The organism is Rhodococcus sp. WWJCD1 (assembly GCF_002258735.1).
In the GTDB taxonomy this organism is placed as follows: Bacteria; Actinomycetota; Actinomycetes; order Mycobacteriales; family Mycobacteriaceae; genus Rhodococcoides.
This window is the reverse complement of the sequence record NZ_NOXY01000020.1, coordinates 305,666-326,345: the sequence shown is the minus strand read 5'-3', so window position 1 is coordinate 326,345 and position 20,680 is coordinate 305,666. Positions and strand designations below refer to the sequence as shown.

Below are 20,680 nucleotides of genomic sequence, written 5' to 3'. Positions count from 1 at the left end.
GAGCAGAAAATGCTCCACTCCCATGCCCGCGTACGAGATTCATCGCACGCGCCCACGGGAGTGGAGCATCAGTTGCAGGGAAGGATCAGATGCGGACGCCGGTGTGCTCGTCGCTGGACGCGACCACCCGCGAGGTGATCGGGGCCCGACGCGACGCAACCACTCCGAGCGCGCCCATGGCTGCGATCACGAGTCCGCCGACGATGGCGAACAGGTCCGCTGCCAACAGTCCGGACGGGAACACCATCAATGCGGGAGACACCGCGAGCAGCAGACCGAGGCCCACGTGGGTCCAGTGGCTCTGCCTCGACGAGGATCCGATGGCCCACAGAGCGGACGATGCCGCGAGTATGCCGAGTACGAGGATGGCACCGGTGACTTCTTGGTCTCCCTGAACCGGGAGCCAGACGGTGGATGCGACGAGAACTGCTCCGGTGACGAAGACGACGACGTCCCTGACGATTTCCGATGTGCGTTGACGGTTGGACATGACCGCTCCTCGAGGTGCGTGGTGAATAGCTCGTATACCGGTATACGCCTTTACTTCGGCTAATGTTCCCGATGATCACCGAATTGTGATCCAGCAGCTAGTTGCGAACGGTGTTAAGGCATTTCTTCGCAGGCGTAGCCTGGCGATGTGTCCAAGACCTTCGTCGGTGTGCGGCTACGGCAGCTCCGCAGCGAACGCAGCATGAGTCAGGTATCGCTGGCACAGAAGCTGGGGATCTCCGCCAGCTACCTCAACCAGATCGAGCACGATGTGCGCCCGCTGACGGTACCGGTGCTACTCCGGATCTCCGAGGTGTTCGGCGTCGACACGTCGTTCTTCTCCTCCGAGGACGACACCAGGTTGGTTGCCGAACTCCGTGAAGTAGCGCTCGATCAGGACATGGGCATCGACGCCGACGCACACGAGATTGCCCAGATGGTCAGCTCGCACCCACAGTTGGCGCGGGCAATGGTCAACATGCACCGCCGATACCGCAATACGACGGCTCAGCTGCTGGCCGCGACCGAGGAACGCTTCTCCGACGGCAGTGGCAGTGGTTCGATCAGCAAGCCTCACGAAGAAGTGCGCGACTACTTCTATCAGCGACAGAACTATCTACACGATCTGGACACTGCGGCGGAGGCACTGACATCTAGGATTCGATTCCATCGCGCCGACGTGGGCGGTGAGATCGCCAAGCGGCTCCGAACGGTGCACGACGTGCAGATAGTCAATCGCATCGACCTCGGCGAGAACGTGCTGCACCGTTTCGACCCGCAGACCAGAGTGCTGGAGATTTCACCACATCTGTCCGGTGGGCAGAAGGTGTTCAGGTACGCCGCCGAACTGGCCTACCTCGAATGCGGAGATCTGCTGAACAGGATGGCCGAGGAAGGCAATTTCTCCAGCGAGTCGTCGAAGAAGCTGGCGGTGCTCGGTTTCGCGAACTACTTCGCTGCCGCGACGGTGTTGCCGTACCACCACTTCCACGACGTAGCCGAGGATTTCCGGTACGACATCGAGCGGCTCTCGGCGTTTTTCTCGGTCAGTTACGAGACCATCTGCCATCGACTCTCCACCTTGCAGAGACCGGAGTTGCGGGGTGTGCCGTTCTCGTTCGTCCGGGTGGATCGCGCGGGCAATATGTCGAAACGGCAGTCCGCCACCGGCTTTCACTTCTCGTCGAGCGGTGGCACATGCCCTCTGTGGAATGTGTACGAGACGTTCGCCTATCCCGGCAAGATCATGACACAGATCGCCGAGATGCCCGACGGCCGCAGCTATTTGTGGATCGCACGCACCGTGGAGCGTCGAGCCGCGCGTTACGGCCAGCCGGGCAAGACCTTCGCCATCGGCCTCGGTTGCGAACTCCGCCACGCCGGGAGGCTGGTGTACGCCGATGGGCTGGACGTGCAGGGCTCGGCGGCTGCCACGCCGATCGGAGCGGGCTGCCGGGTCTGCGAACGCTCGAACTGCCCACAACGCGCCTTCCCGCCGCTGGGCAAGGACCTCGACATCGACGAGCACCGAAGTTCGGTGTCCCCGTACCTCGTTCGCTGAGAAGAAGGAGAATTCCCATGACGCGAATCGGCGTTGTACTCAGACCGGAAATTGCTCCGGACGCATTGGTCGAAGCGGCCAGCGCGGCCGACGCCGCGGGCGTCGACGAAGTGTGGTTGTGGGAGGACTGCTTCTTCTCCGGCGGACTGTCCACTGCTGCACTGATTCTCGCGAGCACCGATCGCGTGAACGTCGGCATCGGGGTGCTACCCACTCCGATGCGGAACGTCGCGTCGACCGCGATGGAGATCGCCACCATTGCTCGGGTCCACCCGGGTCGGCTCCGTGTGGGACTAGGTCACGGCGTCCAGTCGTGGATGGGCCAGATCGGCGCGCGAGTGCAGTCTCCTCTGACGTTGCTGAGCGAGCAGATGACCGCGCTGACGAGTCTGCTGGCGGGCGACATGGTCACTGTGCAGGGCCGCTACGTCTCGCTCGATCAGGTGAAGTTGAACTGGCCGCCGCTGCAACCACCGCCCCTTCTCGTCGGTGCGACCGGGCCGAAGACGCTCGCCCTGAGCGGTCGACACAGTGTTGGAACAATTCTCACCAGCGAGACGACACCGGAACAGGTTCGTACAGCCATCGACCACATCGACGGTGGGCCCGACCACGACGTGGTTGTCTACGTGTCGGTCGGATCCGATTCGGATGCAGCCACGATCGATATCCAACGCTGGGTCGATGCCGGTGCCACCACCGTCGTACTCGAACCCTCCGCGGACGCAGCGGATCCGACCACGTTGTTCGCTCACGCGGCGACTGCGACGGCGCGGTTCAGGTCGCAGTGAATCCCCGGGCGCGGTCCTTGTCCTCGGTCGTCCACAGCGTGGTCGTCACCTCGGCCCGCACCAACGGAATCACTTCCTCGGCGAACTGTCGTAACGTGTCCTTCTGACGCTCGAAGTCCAGGACGTGGTTGATCGAAACCGACTGCAGGTCATGCCCGTACGCATCGTGATAATCGAGGATCTTCGCGGCGACCCGTTCCGAGGAACCCACCAGGGCCGGCCCCCTCGCGACGGCGTCGTCGATGGTCCGAAAGCTCGTCACCTTACCTTTGGCCGCCGGGTCGTGGGTGCGCTTGTCTTGCTGCGCGACGATGCCCTCGTAGATCGGCCGATATTCGGCAACGGCAGCCTCGGTCGTCGCACCGAGGAACAGTCCTCCGGAGCCCGAACCCACGTAGGCCTTGTCCGGGTCGTGCCCGTGATGAAGGTACTGCTCGCGGTAGCGGTCGATCAGAGTCTTGTAGTTCTCCCTGGGCTGCAATGCATTTGCCGTGAAGATGGGATCCCCCCACTCGGCGGCCAGATCGACCGCCTCCACCGAGGTGGCCGAGCCGTGCCAGATCCGGAAGGGGCCGTCGAAAGGTCTGGGCAGTGTCGTGGCGTCGGACAACGGATGTCGATGCCGGCCGGTCCAATCCACGTGCTCCTCGCGGATGAGTCTGCGGAGCAGTTCGTAGTTTTCGGTGAGATACTCGTACTGGCGCGCGATGTCGAGTCCGAACAGCGGGTATTGCAGGACTTCGTTGCCTTTGCCGATGACGACTTCGAGGCGACCTCGACTCAGTTGGTCGATGGTGCCGAGGTCTTCGGCAACGCGGATCGGATCCAATACCGGCAGTACGGTGACGCCGGTGGACAACAGGATGCGTTGCGTGGCCTGGGCGAGCGCGCCGAGAATGACCGTCGGGGAGGACGAGAGCACGTCTCCCGCGTGCCGTTCTCCCACCGAAAACGAGTCGATCCCCAGTTCTTCTGCGAGAACGGCAAGTTCGATCAACCGATCGAATCTGTCGGCCGGAGTCACCACTGCACCGGTGACCGGATGGGGAGGGTTGAACACGATGTCGAGGACCTGAAAGCGCATAGTGCTACCGAGACTTCCAGCCGAGCGATTCGAACGACTCTCTGAGTGTCACGCGCGGGCCGATCGCCTCGCCGCTCCGCAAGCGGGACAACACCGACGCGGTCCAGGATGCCGTACGGCCCTGCGTTGCATAGTATTCCGCAAGTCGTTGCTCGTAGACGGGCACGGCCGCGTCCGCTGACTGGGGGTCGTACAGTTCGTGGTGGAGCACCGAGGAGATGGGCAAACGCGGCTTCACCCCGGCGGTCTCGTCGCCCGCCCGGCCGATGGCCAAGCCCACTACCGGGATCGACTGTTCGGCCAGCCCCAACTCGGCAGCAATCTCGTCGGGTGCGTTGCGCACCGCCCCGACGTATACGGTGCCCCATCCGAGCGACTCCGCGGCGACGACGGCGTTCTGCGCCGCGAGTGCAGCATCGATGGCACCGAGAATCGTGCTGTCGAAGTAGTCGGCACCACCGAGCTCGGCGTCGTGCCCGGCGGCGAGGCGTCGGGCCCGCCCGAGATCGGCCACGAACACCAGGAACACCGCCGCATCGGCGATGAACGCCTGATTCGCCGCCAGCGCCGCAAGGCGCTTCTTGCGCGCCGGGTCCTGTACTGCGATGACGCTCCAGGCCTGCAGGTTCGACGACGTCGGCGCGGATTGGGCTGCAGCGACGATCGTCTCGATCGTCGCGTTGTCGATCGGATCCCCGGTGAACGTCCGCACCGAATGATGCGACAGCAGAACGTCGATGGTCTCGTTCGTGTGCGCCAACGCTGTCAGAGCAGGATCGCGGTAGCGCTGCTGAACCCACGAGGCCGAAGAGGAGGTCACGGACTCCAGAGTGCCCCTGCCATCGCCGACGCGCCACAGTTGCGCTCGGCATGATTCGAAAGCTACCGCTCCCGCAAGAACCGCCCCGCATCCGCGAACGCCCGTGCTCGACGCGTCAGCGTGGGTGGCGCTGGCGGCTCGCCTCGCCACAGGCGGTAGAGGGTGCTCATGCTCAGGATGAGTCGTTCCGGCGAGTCCCAGTGGGCGTACTGCCCGAATTCGCCTGATTTCAGCAGGTTCAGGGCAGCTTCGGTGGATCCGAGCCCGGCGTCGAAGCAGCTACGTCCGGCCTCCCCCACCCAGGTCCAATAGTTGCGGACGGCGCGGATCTCGTCGGTGCCGCACAGAGGGCCGTGGCCGGGAACGTAGACGGCTGCATCGAGTTCGAGGAGGTGGTCGAGGGCATCGATCCAGTTCTGCAGCGGTCCGTGCCAGAGCACCGGTGTGGCGTCGATGAACAGCAGATCGCCGGCGAACACGACTCCCACATCGGGTAGGTGAGCGATGAGGTCGCCCTCGGTGTGCGCCGGTCCCAGGTAGCGCAGGTGGACAGATCGCCCTGCGACGTCGATGGTTTCGGTGGTTTCGAAGGTGTGGTCGGGCAGCCGCGGCAGTGCGCTGGGGAAGGTGGCATCACCCCGGACTCGGTTCATGTACGAGCCCATTGCTCCGACCGGTCCGGGTATCCACCCGATCTTGCCGCCGAAGGAGGCGAACGCGTCCACCCCTTTGGGTGGTGTCTCTTCCTTCATTGCGTGCAACGACGCGGCGCTGGTGGTGATGCGCGCAGAGGCGGGAACCGAGTCGTTTCCCCACCAGTGATCGCCGTCGGAATGGGTGTTGAGCACTTCGGTGATCGGCGCATCGACGATCAGTTCGGCAGTATCGGCGGCAACGCGCGCTGCCCAATTCGTGTCCCAGACGGTGTCGATCAACATCGACGCGCCACCGGGGCCCACGATCAGTCCGGTGTTGGTCTGTCCCCAACTGCCGGGCGGCCGCATGAAAGCCCAGGTCCCGTCGGCGATCTGCCGGTATCCCACCTCTGTGTCCGTCACCGCCTCAGGCTAGCCGGTGAGCCACTCGCGTAAGCGCGAGTCCCACTGTCGTTCGGGGAAGCATCTGTTCAGCACCTCGATCATGATGGGTACGGCCGTCGATGCGCCCGGTGACGCACCGAGTACAGATGCGATCGTGCCGTCCTGCGAGGCGACCACTTCGGTGCCGAACCGCAGTTCGCCGTTTTTCACGATCTGGGCACGCTGACCGGCACTGACGATCAACCAGTCTGCCGAATCGGCACTCGGCACGAACTCGCGTAACGCGGCAATCTTCTTCCCTCTGGTGGCGGTCAACTCGGAGAGCAGCAGCCTGATCAGCGGCGTGTTGGCCCAGGCCATCGACAACAGCGATCCAACATTGTCTCGGCTGATCGAACGCGGAAGGTCCATCAAAGAACCGTGTTTCAGGAATTTCGGGTTCGCGCCTGCGTACGGGCCGAAAAGGATGGAGCGCTGCCCGTCGACGATGCGAGTGTCCAGGTGCGGAACCGACATCGGTGGCGCGCCGATGGGCGGCGTCCCGTACACCTTGGCGTCGTGGCGATCGACCACCTCGCTCCGGTCGCAGCGCAGAAATTGTCCACTGATCGGCAACAGCCCGAAGCCACGCGCATCGGGAATTCCGGCTCTGCGCAGTAACTTCAGGGCCCAACCCCCGGCACCGAGGAACACGAATCGGGCGCGCTCCACCGGTCGACCACCTCGGACGAAGAGTCGCCAGGATCCATCCCGATCCTGCGAAAGACCACGTACTTCCCGTCCGGTCTCCACGCTGGCCCCTGCCGAAGTCATGGCGTCGAACAGCTGCCGCGTCGCTGCGCCGAAGTCGACGTCGGTACCCGTCACGTCTCGGGTCGCAGCCCAGCTGCCGGTGCGGCCCTCCGCAACCAGCGGTGACCACTGCTGCAGCACCGCAGCGTCTTCGGTGTACTCCATCGCCTCGAACATCGGGTGACTGCTCAGCGCGTGATGCCGAGCGCGGAGAAACTCGACGTTGTCGGAACCTTGGACCAGAGTCATGTGCGGCACGGGGCGCACGAAGTCGGCCTGGGGCAACGTCGCCCAGAAACGCCGAGTCGTTGCGAACTGCTCGGCGATCCGCACGGCACGGTCGATGTCGACGGAACCGTCGGATCGTATTGTCGTGTAGTTGGTTTCGCACAGACCGGCATGTCCGGTCCCGGCGTTGTTCCACCCGTCGGATGCTTCCGCGGCCACCCGAGGAAGGCGCTCGAGCACCCGAATGGACCAGGTCGGTTCCAGTTTCTGCAGCAGCGTCCCGAGCGTTGCGCTCATGATTCCGCCGCCGACAAGAATGACGTCGTCCACCGTCCGCCCCTTTCTCGTACTAAGTACAAATCACGCTAGCACCGACTCGTACGCCTGTATAGTTCGATCGATGCCGCGCCTGAGCAGGACTGCCGTCGTCGACGCCGCTCTCGACGTCGCATACCGCCATGGCCTGGACTCGCTCACCATCCGCAAGATCGCCACCGAACTCGGCGTCTCCCCCATGGCGATCTACTGGCATGTGAAGAACAAGGACGAGCTGCTCGACGCTATGGGCGACCGCGTGTGCCAAGACCTAGAGCTCACCGTCGATCCCGCTGCCCCGTGGTGGCAGCAGCTACGCACCGTGCTCGAGGACTTCATGCGCGCCTTGCGCGCCCACCCGGGCGCAGCCGACATCGTTGTTCCTCGAATGTTGTTCTCTCCCAACAGTAGGGAGGCCATGGAGTTGGCACTGAAGGCTCTCGGCGAGGCCGGCTTCTCCCTTCCCGATGCCACCCAACTCGCCCGCCATGGCGTCCGGGTCGCCATCTCGCTCATCACCGAGCCCTTGTTCACCGGTGTCGAGGTCGAGCCAGAGCGTCGGGCACACGTCGAGCGGGAGGTGGCGTCGACGATGGACTCACTCGATCCCGAGGAGTTCCCACACATCCTGGCGTCGGCCGAACATCTCGGCGATCCCACCTCCCGTCCGGCGTTCGAGAAGCTCGGTCTCGAGACGTATATCGCCGGCGTCAGAGCTCTTGCCGACAACGGTGACATTTCGTCCTGATCCTTCGGCGAATGTTGGACATGTTGTCGGGTGGCGAAGTCTCGTCCGTAGGTGCAGGCTTTGCAGAACCGAAATATTGGTGGAGTGACGACGCTAGGGGTTGTGAGATGACGGTGCCTGTCCTGCAGAACTACATCGACGGGGCGTTCGTCACGCCCTCGGGCACCGAGATGCTCGAGGTGATCAGTCCGGTGGACGAGACGGTCGTCGCCCACTCCCCCATCTCCGACGCGGCCGACGTCGAGGCCGCAATGTCGGCCGCCGCCAGTGCATTCGAGACCTGGGGCAAGACGACGCCGAGTGAGCGACAGAAGGTGCTGCTGAAGCTCGCCGACGCCATCGAGGCGCACAGCGACGAGATCGTCGAAGCGCAGAGCCGCAACACCGGCCAGCCCAAGGCCACCATCGCCGCCGAGGAGGTGACGGTCGGCGCGGATCAGATCCGCTTCTTCGCCGGCGCCGCCCGGATGCTCGAGGGCAAGTCCGCGGGCGAATACATGGACGGCTTCACCTCGTACGTGCGCCGCGAACCGATCGGCGTCGTCGGCCAGGTGACCCCGTGGAACTACCCGTTCATGATGGCGATCTGGAAGATCGGGCCCGCACTGGCCGCCGGCAACACGATCGTGCTCAAGCCCAGTGACACCACCCCCGAGAGCACGTTGGTGTTGGCCAGGCTCTCCAAGGGCATCGTTCCGGACGGCGTGCTCAATGTCGTCCTCGGCAACGGCGGCACCGGTGCGGCGATCGTCGAGCACAAGACTCCCGGACTGGTGTCGATCACCGGATCCGTCCGCGCCGGCATCGCGGTGGCGGTGGCCGCCGCCAAGCAGCTCAAGCGCGCGCACCTCGAACTCGGCGGTAAGGCACCGGCGATCGTCTTCGACGACGTCGACATCACCAAGGCAGCCGACGGCATCGCGGAGGCCGCGTTCTTCAACGCCGGTCAGGACTGCACCGCTGTCACCCGCGTACTGGTGCACGAGTCGGTACACGACACCCTCGTCGATGCCCTTGTGGCCAAGGTGAAGACACTGAAAGTCGGCCTCCCCGACGACCCCGATACCTTCCTCGGGCCACTGAACAACGTCAACCACTTCGGTCAGGTCAGCGCCAAGGTCGACGGCATCGGCGCACATGCCACCATCGTCACCGGCGGCAAGCGCATCGGCGACAAGGGTTTCTTCTTCGAGCCCACCATCATCACGGGCGTGCAGCAGTCCGATCCCATCGTGCAGGAGGAGACGTTCGGCCCGGTGCTCACGGTGCAGAAGTTCACCGACGAGGCCGAGGCGATCGCTCTCGCCAACGATGTGGACTTCGGCCTCGCATCGAGCGTGTGGACCTCTGATCACGCACGCACACTGCGTATCTCGGCAGCTCTGGACTTCGGTGCCGTCTGGGTCAACTGCCACATCCCGTTGGTCGCGGAAATGCCGCACGGCGGATTCAAGTACTCCGGCTACGGCAAGGACCTCTCCGCCTATGGTGTCGAGGACTACACCCGCATCAAGCACGTCATGAGCTCGACGGAGACCATCGCATGACCTCTCACCCCCTCGATCCCCTGTCCAGCGACGAATTCGCCACCGTAGCCGAGATTCTCGGCCGCGATCACGGCGTCGGCGACGGTTGGCGTTACGCCTCCATCGAGATGATCGAACCGGCCAAGCCCGAGATCGCCGCGTTCGACGCGGATGGGACCGTGCCTGCGCGTCGGGCGGTGTCAGTGGTGCTGAACCGCAACGAGAACACGACCTTCAAGGCCGTCGTATCGCTGGACGATCGCACCACCGAATCGTGGACGCACATTCCGGACGTGCAGCCCAACTTCACCGTCGACGAGTGGGAGGAGGCCGACGCGGCCCTACGCGCCCACCCCGATGTGATTGCCGCCCTTGCCGATAGAGGCATCACCGATCTGGATCTGGTGTTCATGGACACCTGGACCTACGGCGAGGCGGTGACTCCCGAGAAGTACAAGGGTCGACGCCTCGGCTGGTCGGATACCTGGGTGAAGGCCGCAGCGGGTGCCAATCCCTACGCCGGACCGGTGGGTGGATTCCACTGCGTCATCGACGTGAACACGATGGAATTGCTCGAGATCGAGGACACGTATCGCGTCGAGCGGCCGGAGATCATGGGCGAGTACGTCCCTCGCCACATCCCGGAGCGAATCAGGAACGCCAGTACGCGTCCGCCGCTGAAGCCCCTCGAGATCACTCAATCCGACGGACCGTCGTTCGAGCTCGACGGCAACAAGTTGACGTGGCAGAACTGGTCGTTGCGCGTGGGGTTCAACTACCGCGAGGGCATGACACTGCATGCCGTCAGCTACAACGACAACGGAAATGTGCGCTCCGTTGCGAATCGAATGTCGTTCGCGGAGATGGTCGTTCCCTATCGCGATCACACCGAGGATCACTATCGGCGCACCGCGTTCGACATCGGCGAGTGGGGCTTGGGTTTCATGACCACCTCGCTCGAGCTCGGTTGCGACTGCCTCGGCGAGATCCGCTACCTCGACGCGGTGCTGCACAACAGCAAGGGTGAGCCGTACACGATCACCAATGCGATCTGCATCCACGAGGAAGACAACGCCGTGCTGTGGAAGCACGTCGATCACGACGCCGGAGCCGAAGTACGGCGCATGCGCCGCCTCACGGTCAGCTTCCACGCAACGGTCGCCAACTACGAGTACCTCGTCTACTGGCGGTTCTACCAGGACGGCAATATCGAGTGCGAGGTGCGCGCGACGGGCATCATGGTCGTCACGCACTTCGACGAGGGCACCGCCCACCCGTCGGGCACGCTGGTCGACAACCGTACGTACGCGCCGTATCACCAGCACTTTCTCGTCGCCCGGCTCGATCTGGACATCGACGGCACCGAGAACACCGTGTATGCCAGTGAGACGCAACGGGTTCCGATGGGCCCCGACAATCCGTACGGCCTCGCACTCACTCAGGTCAACACTCCTCTGACCACCGAGTCCGAGGGCAAGCAGGATTACGACTGGAACACCCAGAAGGCATGGAAGGTCGTCAACGACAACGTCACCAACGGTCTCGGCACCCGTCCCGCCTACAAGTTGGTTCCGGGCGCGGCGATTCCGTCGATGTTCGATCCGGCGTCGCCGATCTTCCAGCGCGCCCAGGTGATCGGCCACACCGTGTGGGTCACCCCCAACTCGCCCGACGAGCGTTGGCCCAGTGGTGAATTCGTCAACCAGAGCGGTATCGATCACGGCCTGCCGGAGTGGACCGAAAAGGATCGCAGCATCGAGAACACCGATGTAGTCGTCTGGTACACCTTCGGCATCCACCACATCACCCGGCCGGAGGACTGGCCGGTGATGCCCGCGGACACGGTCTCGTTCTGGCTCAAACCCTTCGGGTTCTTCGATCGAAACCCTTCTCTCGACGTTGTGGCGTCGGAGCAGAAGTCGTGCCATACCGATCCCGGTAGCACCTGTCATTAGCTCGCCCGAACTCAGGGAAGGTCCGCCCATGCGTCTGATCGTGGGGTACCAGGCAACACCGAGTGGCGCGGACGGAATCGCCCTGGGCGCAACGCTCGCGCGTTCGCTGCAGGCCTCGCTGGACATCTGCCTGGTGCTGCCTCAGGAGCGTCCGGTGCCGTCCAAGGCGCCGGTCGAGGCGGCCTACGACGACATCTTGATCGACCAGGCCACCGATTGGCTGGACGAGGCACTGAAATTGGTGCCCGAGGACGTCGAGGCTCGTACTCACCTGCTGTTCGACGAGTCGTTCGCACAGGGCCTGCTCGACTGTGTGGACGAGTGTGACGCCTACATGATCGTCGTCGGCGCGGCCGGTGACGGTTTGCTCGGACGCCACTCGATCGGCACCGTCACCAGCGATTTGTTGCACGTCGCGCACGTGCCACTCGCGCTGGCACCGCGCGGGTATCGGCACTCTCCCCCGCAGCGCATTCGCGAGATCACCTGCGCCATCGGAAATCGTCCGGGGGCAGCCGAACTCGTCGAGGCGGCCACCGACCTGTCTGCCACCGCCGAATTGCCACTGCGCCTGCTCTCCCTCGTTTCCGCAGATGAGCGATCAGCACCGGGGCCAGGAGGTCTCGCCAAGGCCGAGGACGTGCTGCGCACCGTACAAGCCGGACTGCCCGACGGTTCGGAGGTGCAGTTGACGGTGGCCGAGGGTTCCGGCATCGAGAAGGCCGCCTCCTCCCTGGACTGGCACGGCGGTGACGTGTTGATGGTGGGCTCGTCTCGACTCGCGCAGCCTCACCGGCTCTTCCTGGGATCGGTTGCCGCCAAGATGCTTCGGGTCGTCCCCGTTCCGATGATCGTTGTTCCGAGAGAGGCCGGCGATGAATGAGCACAAGGTAGTGGACGTCGAGTCCAAGGGCCTGTCGGCCGGCCAGCTCGGGCTGCTCGCGAGTGTCGTGCTGGGCATTTCGACCATCGCACCCGCGTACGCATTGACGGCATCGCTCGGGCCGACGGTCACCGAGGTCGGGGTGCACCTGCCTGCGATCTTCATCGTGGGCTTCATCCCGATGTTGTTGGTGGCCTTGGGCTATCGAGAGCTCAACGCGGCCGAACCCGACAGCGGTACGTCCTTCACGTGGGCGTCCAAGGCCTTCGGCCCCTACGTCGGCTGGATGGGCGGGTGGGGTCTGATCGCGGCCACCATCATCGTGCTCTCCAACCTCGCCGGGGTGGCCGTCGACTTCTTCTATCTCTTTCTCGCGCAGGTCACCAGCAACGATTCGGTGGCCGACCTCACCGGCAACAAGCTCGTCAACATCGTCACGTGCCTGGTGTTCATGGCGCTGTCGGCGTGGCTGTGTTATCGCGGCATGCAGGAGACCAAGCGCGTTCAATACACGATGCTCGGCTTCCAGTTGCTGGTGATGGCGTGGTTCATCGTTGCCGCGTTCGTGAAGGTCGGGGCAGGCGACGGGGCCGACGACATCTCGTTCAGCCTGGATTGGTTCGATCCGTTCGGCATTCCGAGCTTCTCTGCATTCACGGCCGGCCTGTCGCTGTCGATCTTCATGTACTGGGGCTGGGACGTCTGTCTGACGGTCAACGAGGAAACGTCCGGTAGCGCAAAGATTCCCGGCCGCGCCGCTCTGGTGACGGTGTTCTTCATCATCGTTTTGTACTTGCTCACCGCGGTCGCCACCCTGCTGTTCGCCGGCACCGGGGATACCGGGAACGGACTGCAGAATCCCGACACCACCGACAACGTGTTCGCGGCTCTCGCTGGGCCGGTGATGGGACCGTTCGCGGTTCTGCTCTCGCTCGCCGTGCTGAGCAGCTCGGCCAGTTCGTTGCAGGCCACCTTCATCTCACCGGCGCGCACTCTGCTGGCGATGGGCCACTATCAGGCACTACCGAAGCGGTTCGCTTCCATCACGCCGCGATTCAGCACTCCAGGCTTCGCGACGCTGGTGGCGGGCGGCGCGTCGGCCGGCTTCTACGCCGTGATGCGAGTGGTGAGCGACAACGTACTCACCGACACCATCGCCGCACTCGGACTGATGATCTGCTTCTACTACGGCATCACGGCGTTCGCCTGCGTCTGGTACTTCCGCGAGGAATTGTTCACCAGCACGCGCAACGTGTTCTTCAAGTTCCTCGCGCCGCTACTCGGCGGGGTCGGGATGGCCGTGGTGTTCGTGCAGACCTCGGTCGATGCGTGGGATCCCGAGTTCGGTAGCGGCTCATCACTGTTCGGCATCGGGATGGTCTTCCTCATCGGCGTGGGGATCATCGTCCTCGGCATCGTCATCATGTTGGTGGTGGCACTGCGCAAGCCGGATTTCTTCAAGGGCGACATTCTCCGCCGCGATACTCCTTCACTGATCGTCGAAGACTGACGATCCCCCTGGCCTTCGTCAGGGTGGGGAATGCTCGATGCCACGCTCCTGCAGACCTTGCATGATCAGCTCGGTGACGCGCACCCAGGCAGGCCGGTCGGCCCACTGCTCCGCGAGTAGTGCGTTGGCCGCAGGGTCGTCGAGACCGCGCTCGAACGACCATTCGCGGGCGTTACTGGCCCAGGTGTCGATCATCCATTCGACCGTGTCGTCCGCGAGCTCCTGGATCCGTGGGTCCTCGGGTTCGAGCTCGGCTGCTCGAAAAGAGCGCACCATGAGTGCCAGATAGCCCGGGTCCCTGAGCATGACGGCACCGAACTCCTTCAGCCAGGGATCGAGCCGGGGCCGGTAGACGGCATACGTCAGTATCCAGGCGTCGCGATAGTGATCGACCACTCCGGTATCGATGCCCGCGTCGCGCAGGTGCTGGATCAGGCCGACGATCAGATCGGGAAGGACCAGCGCGTCGCCCGCGCGCAACAGCCCCAGTCTGTCGCGATCTTTCTCCAGACGTTCGATCCTGCTGTTCAGGTCGGCGTGGATCTCGAGCAAGGCGAGGTCGAGTGTTTCCTGCGAGGCGTCGAGTAGCTCGTGGACGCGCGCCAGTGGCACACCGGCCGAGGCAAGAGCAACAACACGTGACAGCCGCAGCACGGCCTCCCCGTCGTACAGACGGTAACCCGACGTGTCGCGTCGTGGCTCGTCCAACAGCCCCTGCTGGTGGTAGAACCGCACGGTTCGGGTCGTCACTCCCACATAGGAAGCCAGCTCACCGATACGCAGCATGGCGACCATTGTTGCCGATCAACCGTCCACTCCGGCAGAGTGCTGCACCGGTTCGGTCAGCTCACGCGCACCCGGACTCAGCACCGCATAGGCAGCAACAGCTGTCCATCCGACTCCCATGACGACGGCCCCGAGACCGAGATCGCCGCCGAGGAGCACCACCGACATCAGTCCCAACCCCATCGGACCGGCCACGAGCCCGCTCATGTTCAACCAGCCGAGGACGCGCCCCCGAACATCTGCGGGGACCTGTTCGGCCACGTAGACATTCCAGATCGGACCGAACAGCCCGGATCCGAGACCCATCACGAGCATCCCGGCCGCGACGATCCAGAACCCATGCAGCTGTGCGAACAGCCAGATACCGATCGTCATCGCAGCCATTCCCGTCACGAACGTGGCCCGTCGCGATCGGGCGGCCACAAAAGCGAACAAGGCCGACCCCGCCAAGGCACCGACGGCGTACGCCGACATGGCCAGGCCGAGCTGCCCGGGTTCGCCGATCTCGTTGAAGTGACCGGGCAGCAGCAGGCTGATCATCGGCGGGGTGACCAGACTCGCGAGAAACGCGAACAGCAGCATCGCGCGCAGCGCGGGTGTGCGACGGATCAGGTCCAGCGCACTCCCCGACCCCGCGGCACCGGCCGCGAACGCCTGCCCCACAACCGGAACCAACGCAGTCAGCACCGCAGCGGCCGCCGACGAGGCGGCCGTGACGGCCACGACGTCGATCGGATCCAGCATGCTCAACAGCAGACCCGCCAGAGCCGGTCCGGCCAGGAACGCCAGCGAGAAACCGGTCTGAAAGAACCCGGCCACCGCCGTGACCGACGTCCCCGAGATCGACGCGACGTCGGCGAGCATCGCCTGACGAGCCGTCATCCCCGGCACATCGAAGACAGCGCCTGCCACTCCGAGCACCACGAACCATGGCACCGACAACCCCACCGTCGCACTCACCACGATCAGGCCGAATACCGCAGTCGCGCTACCGAGATCGGAGACGACGGCCACGTTGCGTGCCCCGAATCGGTCGATCAGTCGACCACCGGCGAACGTTGCCGGCACCGCTGCGATGCCCGCTGCCGCAGCGATCAGACCTGCCGACGCCAGGCTTCCTGTCGTGGCCAGCACCAACCAGGGCAGGACGACAGTGATGGCCGAGTTGCCGAAAAGCGACAACGACGCGCCACCGATGTACAGCGGAACAGCAAGACGGATACGACTCATGCTTCGATGATCTGCATTGACGTTGCGTCAAGGTCAAGCTGTGCGTGCACATCGGGCCACGATGCCGACACGAGGGCAGCGCGTGACGGACCTCGACGCTGAGTCGCGACCCGTCGACGACCGACCCAGGACTGCTGCTCAGATTTCCTCGGCCTCGAAACGCGCGTTGCGCTTACGCATCTGCCAGATGATCAGTGCGACGACACCGCCCCCGACCACCGCACCCACGGCTGCGCCTGCCCACGAGCTCACCTGCGAGTAGACGTCCGGTTGCAGCCTGACGAGGACTCCGACGTAGCCGACTGCTGCGATCACACCGACAATGATCCCTCGGAGCCGTCCGGCGTTTGCTGCGGTGTAGATGTTCACCCCGCGGACCGCCGAATAGCCGATCGTCGCGAAGCTGATCAACGTGGAGACGACGAGAATCCCGAGCGCAATCCACGCTCCGGTCGTGTTCGCCGCCCATGGCAGAATTGCACCGCCGATGAGGCCGGCCCAGAGGAACAGTTGAAAACCGATGGCGGAGGCTTCGTTCCACACATCACGCTGGCGTTCGTCGTCGTAGAACTCATCGTCCAGATCGCCGACGATTCGCATGGTCTTGGTGAATGTGCTCATGTCACTCCTCGTTTCCGAACAATGTTTCGACAGTGGTGTTCAGCGCCCCGGCCAGCTTCAGTGCCAGGTAGACGCTCGGTGCGTAGTCGCCCCCTTCGACGGAGACGATGCTCTGCCGGGAAACCCCGCAGGCCTTACCGAGCTCCGCCTGGGTCAGCCGCGCAGCCTTCCGGTGTTCACGCACCGCATTGGTTTTCAGCGCGTTGTTCATGACAGAAGTCAAGCGGACTTGTCAAAAAATGTCAACCCCTCTTGTCATCAACAACGATGCGGCGTCGCTACCGCGGCTCGAGGCCCATCAGAAGAGCCTGCAGCCCGAACTCGAAGGCATCCTCGGACCGCTCGTGCAGTTCCCCCGCAGCGTCCAGTGCAGCTTTCAGTTCCGGTTCCACGTCGCGGCTACTGAGCCACGGTGCTTCGGGAGCTGCCAGATCCAAGGCCGAACCCAACACGTAACTGTCGAGCACGGTGATGATGCGGAGCACGTCGGCAGGCGCGAAGCCAGCATCTGTCAGCACCCGCGCCAACGTGTTGTACATCCCGAACGCAGCGCTGCTGTTCACGGCCTGAGCCGTCAGCAATGGGATCAACCGTGGGTAGCGCCCGTAGCTGTTTCGATACCCGCGCGCGATCCAGGCGAGCGCCTCACGCCACGGCATACCGGCGTCCGGCATCTCCACCTCGGACATCGCCCGACCCCGCAGCAATTCGATGATCTCGTCACGTCCGGACACGTGGTTGTAGAGCGAGGACGGACTGACCTTCAGCTTCTTGGCCAGCTGAGGCATGGTGAATCCACCCGACTCTTCGACGAGAGTCAGGGCCGCCGTCGTGATGCGATCGACGTCGAGAAGGGGTGCCGACGGTCTTCCCACAGCATTTCTCCCGTATCCGTTGCGTTCGGGGCAGACATCAACGATACTTAACGAATCACATTCGTTTTAACAGGAGATCGGCATGCTGACCCTCACGAACCTCACGCCACCCGAGGCGCTGACCCGGACCACCGCGACCGATCGGCCGCCACTGCGGGTCGGTCTGGTGCAGCATCGTTGGAATCCCGATGCAGCCGCATCGAAAGGCGAACTGCTCGAGGCCATTTCCACAGCCGCAGGCCTCGGGGCGCAGGTCGTCTTCCTGCCCGAGATCACCCTGCTGCGCTACCCGGCCGACACCCCCGCCGGTGCGAACCCCGGCAGCGCGGCCGAGGATCTGACGACCGGGCCCACATTCGGTCTGGCCGCCGAGGCCGCCGCCGCCAACGGCATCGTGGTCCATGCCTCGCTGTACGAGAAGTCCGAGGCAGCAGACGGATTGGGCTTCAACACCTCCATCATGGTCTCGCCCTCCGGCGAACTACTGGCCAGAACCCGCAAGCTGCACATCCCCATCTCGGCCGGCTACTACGAAGACACCTACTTCCGCCCCGGCCCGGCCGACGACCCGTACCCCGTCTACTCACCGGAGCAACTCGGTGGTGCCCGGGTGGGTCTACCCACCTGCTGGGACGAGTGGTTTCCCGAGGTCGCACGCAGCTACGCACTCGGCGGCGCCGAGATACTCGCCTATCCGACGGCCATCGGGTCCGAGCCGTCGTTCCCGGCGTTCGACACCCAGCCGCTGTGGCAGCACGTCATCGTCGGACACGGAATTTCCAACGGCCTGTTCATGGTGGTGCCCAACCGGTGCGGCGACGAAGGCGAGATCACGTTCTACGGATCGTCGTTCATCTCCGATCCCTACGGCCGCATCCTGGTTCAGGCACCGCGCGACGAACCAGCCGTGCTCGTCGCGGATCTCGACCTCGATCAGCGTCGAGAATGGTTGGAGCTCTTTCCTTTTCTGCTCACCCGCAGACCGGACACCTACTCACGCCTGACCGAGCCGGTGCGCTCGGACGCCCCCTACGGCGACGGACACGCTGCGACGCCGGTGATCAAGTGACCACGACCGCAACGCAATACACGATGCCGTCCGAGACGGCACCGCAGGACAAGGTGTGGATGGCGTTCCCGTGCGAGGGCTACTCCCTCGGCGACGATCCGGAAGCCAAGCACGAGGCCCGCTCCACCTGGGCGGCCGTCGCGCATGCGGTAGCGGAGTTCGAGCCGGTGACCGTCGTCGTCGATCCGGCCGAGCGCGCGGTGGCCGCGACGTACCTTTCTCGCGATATCGACATCGTCGAAGCACCGCTGAACGACGCATGGATGCGCGACATCGGCCCGACATTCGTTCATTCGGACGACGGTTCGGTTGCTGCCGTCGACTGGATCTTCAACGGCTGGGGCGCACAGGACTGGGCGCAGTGGGACAAGGACTGCCGCATAGGCGAGTTCGTCGCCGATCAGGCTGCAGTACAGAGGATTACGTCACCCATCGTCAACGAGGGCGGCGGCATCGCGGTCGACGGCGCAGGCACCGTACTGGTCACCGAAACCGTGCAACTCGATCCCGGTCGCAATCCGAGCCTGACGAAGGCCGACATCGAGGCGGAGCTGGCGCGGACCATCGGTGCGCAGCATGTCATCTGGCTGCCACGCGGATTGACGCGAGATTCCATGCGGTTCGGCACCCGTGGCCACGTCGACATCGTCGCGGCCATCCCGTCTCCTGGAACCGTTCTGGTGCACAGTCAACGAGACCGGGCTCACCCCGATCACGAGGTCAGCGCGCTGATCATCGACACTCTGCGCGCCACTCACAGTGGCTCGGGTGAAGAGTGGAACATCGTCGAGGTGCCCGCTCCGCAGACGTTGCGGGATGCGGATGGATTCGTCGACTACAGCTACATCAATCATCTCGTCGTCAACGGCGGCGTGATTGCCTGCAGCTACGACGACCCGGCCGACCGTGAGGCAGCGGCGGTATTGCGAGACGCCTATCCAGGAAGAAAGGTGGTGAGCGTGGACGCGAGACCACTGTTCGAGAGAGGCGGTGGCATCCACTGCATCACCCAGCACCAACCGTCGGCGCGCGATCGCGGCTGACGGTCGGCGTTCGGAAGTCCTACGAGCTGCGTCGAACTTCCAACTGCTCGCCGACGACGACGGTCTGCGCCTCGGTGACGCAGTCCAAGCGTCCGTCGAGACGGAGTGACACGCTGTATTCGCCCGGCTTGAGGGCGAACGTGATGATGTCGATGCTGGAGATGTTGTCGCCGACGGTGACGCGGTGGCTCAGCGACAGCATGCCGTTGTGCAGAATCTCGCACATCTGACCCGGCAGGACGTTGTCGACGTGAACTGTGATGGTCTTGGGTCCGCCGTGAACCTCGATGGTGGGCTGCGGCGTGCTCGATCCAACGAGTCTGAGGTAGCTCTTGTCTCTGCGCACGGCCTCGACTTCCCTGTTAGCGTGCTCCACCGTGAGGTGAACGTCCGACGTGGTCTCGTTGGTACTTCGTGGCGCGACGAAGGGCGGATTGGTAGTGCACATCGTCATCGGCCTCGAACCGAGCCTCTCTTATCATCGGGCGCACGCTCGGCCACGTTACGAACCCGCGTCCGACCAGCCCTGCAACAGCCGCTGACACCGGACAATCGTGATGTCATCGGACAGAACATACCTCCCGGACGGCGGATCTGCGAACGGACTGATCGAAACCGATACCTTTACGTATCCTTACATCCTGTAACCCCAGGTCTAGGGACGGTTCACAGAATGCACGTCACTTGTTCGGGCCGAACCCGAGCAGTTCGGCCTTCTCGGCGGCGCGCTCGGCCTCCTGCACCCGACGCCGCCGATTCTTGATACCCATCACTCCAGCGGCGAGCCCCACCGGCGCACCGATCGCAGCCCCGATCCACAAGGACTGAAGATTGCCGCCGCCGTAGTGAGCCAGGAGGCGAAGGGCCGCTCCTGCACCGGCGAGAAAGAAGAGCAGTCCGGCGAACGCTATCCGCGAGCGTCGAAGTTTCTGCGAGGCGTACATGTCGATCCCTCGCTCCCTGGCGTATCCCAACACCACGAAGGACACGCAGATCAGCACGAAGAACAGGCCGAGCGCCATCCACGCTCCGGTGACACCCGCGGCGTAGGGCAGGACCGCGCCACCGATCAGTCCGATCCACAGTAGAGACTGAAATCCGACGGCCGAGGCCTCGTTCCAGATGTCGCGTTGCAGCTCGTCGGCATAGAACTCGTCGTCGAGGTCTCCGACGAATCGGGCTGCTGTGACGAATGCACTCATGATCGACCCTTCCTTTGGGCTACGGATTACCCAAAAGTCAACTCTGCTTGTCAAAAAATGTCAAGGATGATTGTCACTCGACTGCTTTTACGTCGACGTAACGCGGGAAACA

The 20,680-nt window shown here is 64.0% G+C and carries 21 protein-coding genes; 9 read left to right on the top strand and 12 right to left on the bottom strand.

What is annotated here, in order from left to right:
* Positions 1-85 precede the first annotated feature (85 nt).
* Positions 86-490 carry an SPW repeat domain-containing protein gene (locus CH286_RS13840; RefSeq protein WP_032401826.1) on the bottom strand — a complete coding sequence of 135 codons (405 nt, stop codon included), beginning with the start codon at positions 488-490 and terminating at the stop codon, positions 86-88.
* A gap of 147 nt (positions 491-637) precedes the next feature.
* Between CH286_RS13840 and ramB the strand changes: the two genes are divergently transcribed.
* Together ramB and CH286_RS13830 are read left to right on the top strand one after the other, a co-directional pair.
* Positions 638-2,050, top strand: coding sequence for an acetate metabolism transcriptional regulator RamB (gene ramB, locus CH286_RS13835; protein WP_094609479.1), 1,413 nt, complete (start codon positions 638-640; stop codon positions 2,048-2,050).
* Between the two features lie 17 nt (positions 2,051-2,067).
* Positions 2,068-2,841: an LLM class flavin-dependent oxidoreductase gene (locus CH286_RS13830; RefSeq protein WP_094609478.1), complete on the top strand. Its 774-nt coding sequence runs from the start codon at positions 2,068-2,070 to the stop codon at positions 2,839-2,841.
* On the opposite strand, the gene CH286_RS13825 is transcribed toward CH286_RS13830, so the two are convergent.
* The 4 genes from CH286_RS13825 to mqo all read right to left on the bottom strand — a co-directional run bounded on the left by CH286_RS13825 (position 2,828) and on the right by mqo (position 7,135).
* The gene (locus CH286_RS13825) at positions 2,828-3,925 is read right to left on the bottom strand and encodes an LLM class flavin-dependent oxidoreductase (RefSeq protein ID WP_094609477.1); all 1,098 of its coding nucleotides are present in this window, start codon (positions 3,923-3,925) and stop codon (positions 2,828-2,830) included. The two genes, CH286_RS13830 and CH286_RS13825, sit on opposite strands and share 14 nt — an antisense overlap.
* Positions 3,926-3,929: 4 nt before the next feature.
* Positions 3,930-4,745, bottom strand: a complete 816-nt coding sequence (locus CH286_RS13820; protein ID WP_037148749.1) for an NADPH-dependent oxidoreductase — start codon at positions 4,743-4,745, stop codon at positions 3,930-3,932.
* Between the two features lie 62 nt (positions 4,746-4,807).
* A complete protein-coding gene (locus tag CH286_RS13815; protein ID WP_242640207.1) occupies positions 4,808-5,803 on the bottom strand; it encodes an MBL fold metallo-hydrolase in 996 nt (331 codons plus the stop codon).
* Positions 5,804-5,812: 9 nt separating this feature from the next.
* Positions 5,813-7,135, bottom strand: a complete 1,323-nt coding sequence (gene mqo / locus CH286_RS13810; protein WP_217902925.1) for a malate dehydrogenase (quinone) — start codon at positions 7,133-7,135, stop codon at positions 5,813-5,815.
* A gap of 70 nt (positions 7,136-7,205) precedes the next feature.
* Between mqo and CH286_RS13805 the strand changes: the two genes are divergently transcribed.
* From CH286_RS13805 to CH286_RS13785, 5 genes are all read left to right on the top strand, one after another.
* Complete coding sequence (locus CH286_RS13805; RefSeq protein WP_176458236.1) at positions 7,206-7,868, top strand: TetR family transcriptional regulator; 663 nt, start codon at positions 7,206-7,208, stop codon at positions 7,866-7,868.
* 107 nt (positions 7,869-7,975) lie between these two features.
* Positions 7,976-9,415, top strand: coding sequence for a gamma-aminobutyraldehyde dehydrogenase (locus tag CH286_RS13800; protein WP_094609474.1), 1,440 nt, complete (start codon positions 7,976-7,978; stop codon positions 9,413-9,415).
* On the top strand, positions 9,412-11,349 hold the full coding sequence (locus CH286_RS13795; protein ID WP_032401820.1) for a primary-amine oxidase: 1,938 nt from the start codon (positions 9,412-9,414) through the stop codon (positions 11,347-11,349). The genes CH286_RS13800 and CH286_RS13795 overlap by 4 nt, the downstream gene beginning before the upstream one ends.
* Positions 11,350-11,377: 28 nt before the next feature.
* Positions 11,378-12,232 (top strand): universal stress protein, encoded by an 855-nt coding sequence (locus tag CH286_RS13790; protein WP_032401819.1) that lies wholly within the window; start codon positions 11,378-11,380, stop codon positions 12,230-12,232.
* A complete protein-coding gene (locus CH286_RS13785) occupies positions 12,225-13,742 on the top strand; it encodes an APC family permease (RefSeq protein WP_094609473.1) in 1,518 nt (505 codons plus the stop codon). Before CH286_RS13790 ends, CH286_RS13785 begins: the two co-directional genes overlap by 8 nt.
* Positions 13,743-13,760: 18 nt before the next feature.
* On the opposite strand, the gene CH286_RS13780 is transcribed toward CH286_RS13785, so the two are convergent.
* The 5 genes from CH286_RS13780 to CH286_RS13760 form a co-directional block, all read right to left on the bottom strand.
* A complete protein-coding gene (locus CH286_RS13780; RefSeq protein ID WP_165430231.1) occupies positions 13,761-14,528 on the bottom strand; it encodes a MerR family transcriptional regulator in 768 nt (255 codons plus the stop codon).
* A gap of 18 nt (positions 14,529-14,546) precedes the next feature.
* Complete coding sequence (locus CH286_RS13775) at positions 14,547-15,758, bottom strand: MFS transporter (RefSeq protein WP_094609472.1); 1,212 nt, start codon at positions 15,756-15,758, stop codon at positions 14,547-14,549.
* Positions 15,759-15,896: 138 nt separating this feature from the next.
* A complete protein-coding gene (locus CH286_RS13770; protein WP_032401817.1) occupies positions 15,897-16,379 on the bottom strand; it encodes a hypothetical protein in 483 nt (160 codons plus the stop codon).
* Between the two features lies 1 nt (position 16,380).
* Complete coding sequence (locus CH286_RS13765; protein ID WP_032380321.1) at positions 16,381-16,590, bottom strand: helix-turn-helix transcriptional regulator; 210 nt, start codon at positions 16,588-16,590, stop codon at positions 16,381-16,383.
* A 67-nt stretch (positions 16,591-16,657) separates the two neighbouring features.
* Positions 16,658-17,254: a TetR/AcrR family transcriptional regulator C-terminal domain-containing protein gene (locus CH286_RS13760; RefSeq protein ID WP_032401816.1), complete on the bottom strand. Its 597-nt coding sequence runs from the start codon at positions 17,252-17,254 to the stop codon at positions 16,658-16,660.
* Between the two features lie 82 nt (positions 17,255-17,336).
* On the opposite strand from CH286_RS13760, the gene CH286_RS13755 reads away from it, so the two are divergent.
* Together CH286_RS13755 and CH286_RS13750 are read left to right on the top strand one after the other, a co-directional pair.
* Positions 17,337-18,323, top strand: a complete 987-nt coding sequence (locus tag CH286_RS13755; RefSeq protein ID WP_094609471.1) for a nitrilase-related carbon-nitrogen hydrolase — start codon at positions 17,337-17,339, stop codon at positions 18,321-18,323.
* Positions 18,324-18,346: 23 nt separating this feature from the next.
* Positions 18,347-19,366, top strand: a complete 1,020-nt coding sequence (locus CH286_RS13750) for an agmatine deiminase family protein (RefSeq protein ID WP_094609617.1) — start codon at positions 18,347-18,349, stop codon at positions 19,364-19,366.
* Positions 19,367-19,385: 19 nt separating this feature from the next.
* Here CH286_RS13750 and CH286_RS13745 read toward each other — a convergent pair whose 3' ends face one another.
* Both CH286_RS13745 and CH286_RS13740 read right to left on the bottom strand, forming a co-directional pair.
* On the bottom strand, positions 19,386-19,712 hold the full coding sequence (locus tag CH286_RS13745; RefSeq protein ID WP_141215845.1) for a hypothetical protein: 327 nt from the start codon (positions 19,710-19,712) through the stop codon (positions 19,386-19,388).
* Between the two features lie 334 nt (positions 19,713-20,046).
* Entirely contained in the window at positions 20,047-20,568 is a 522-nt protein-coding gene (locus tag CH286_RS13740) for a hypothetical protein (RefSeq protein WP_094609469.1), read from the bottom strand.
* Between the last annotated feature and the right edge of the window lie 112 nt (positions 20,569-20,680).

Excerpts from the sequence above, each read along its gene's own strand:
- CH286_RS13840 (WP_032401826.1), bottom strand. The coding sequence starts at position 490 with ATGTCCAACCGTCAACGCACATCGGAAATCGTCAGGGACGTCGTCGTC.
- CH286_RS13830 (WP_094609478.1), top strand. The coding sequence starts at position 2,068 with ATGACGCGAATCGGCGTTGTACTCAGACCGGAAATTGCTCCGGACGCA.
- CH286_RS13825 (WP_094609477.1), bottom strand. The coding sequence starts at position 3,925 with ATGCGCTTTCAGGTCCTCGACATCGTGTTCAACCCTCCCCATCCGGTC.
- CH286_RS13805 (WP_176458236.1), top strand. The coding sequence starts at position 7,206 with ATGCCGCGCCTGAGCAGGACTGCCGTCGTCGACGCCGCTCTCGACGTC.
- CH286_RS13800 (WP_094609474.1), top strand. The coding sequence starts at position 7,976 with ATGACGGTGCCTGTCCTGCAGAACTACATCGACGGGGCGTTCGTCACG.
- CH286_RS13795 (WP_032401820.1), top strand. The coding sequence starts at position 9,412 with ATGACCTCTCACCCCCTCGATCCCCTGTCCAGCGACGAATTCGCCACC.
- CH286_RS13790 (WP_032401819.1), top strand. The coding sequence starts at position 11,378 with ATGCGTCTGATCGTGGGGTACCAGGCAACACCGAGTGGCGCGGACGGA.
- CH286_RS13785 (WP_094609473.1), top strand. The coding sequence starts at position 12,225 with ATGAATGAGCACAAGGTAGTGGACGTCGAGTCCAAGGGCCTGTCGGCC.
- CH286_RS13780 (WP_165430231.1), bottom strand. The coding sequence starts at position 14,528 with ATGCTGCGTATCGGTGAGCTGGCTTCCTATGTGGGAGTGACGACCCGA.
- CH286_RS13775 (WP_094609472.1), bottom strand. The coding sequence starts at position 15,758 with ATGAGTCGTATCCGTCTTGCTGTTCCGCTGTACATCGGTGGCGCGTCG.
- CH286_RS13770 (WP_032401817.1), bottom strand. The coding sequence starts at position 16,379 with ATGAGCACATTCACCAAGACCATGCGAATCGTCGGCGATCTGGACGAT.
- CH286_RS13765 (WP_032380321.1), bottom strand. The coding sequence starts at position 16,590 with ATGAACAACGCGCTGAAAACCAATGCGGTGCGTGAACACCGGAAGGCT.
- CH286_RS13755 (WP_094609471.1), top strand. The coding sequence starts at position 17,337 with ATGCTGACCCTCACGAACCTCACGCCACCCGAGGCGCTGACCCGGACC.
- CH286_RS13750 (WP_094609617.1), top strand. The coding sequence starts at position 18,347 with ATGCCGTCCGAGACGGCACCGCAGGACAAGGTGTGGATGGCGTTCCCG.
- CH286_RS13740 (WP_094609469.1), bottom strand. The coding sequence starts at position 20,568 with ATGAGTGCATTCGTCACAGCAGCCCGATTCGTCGGAGACCTCGACGAC.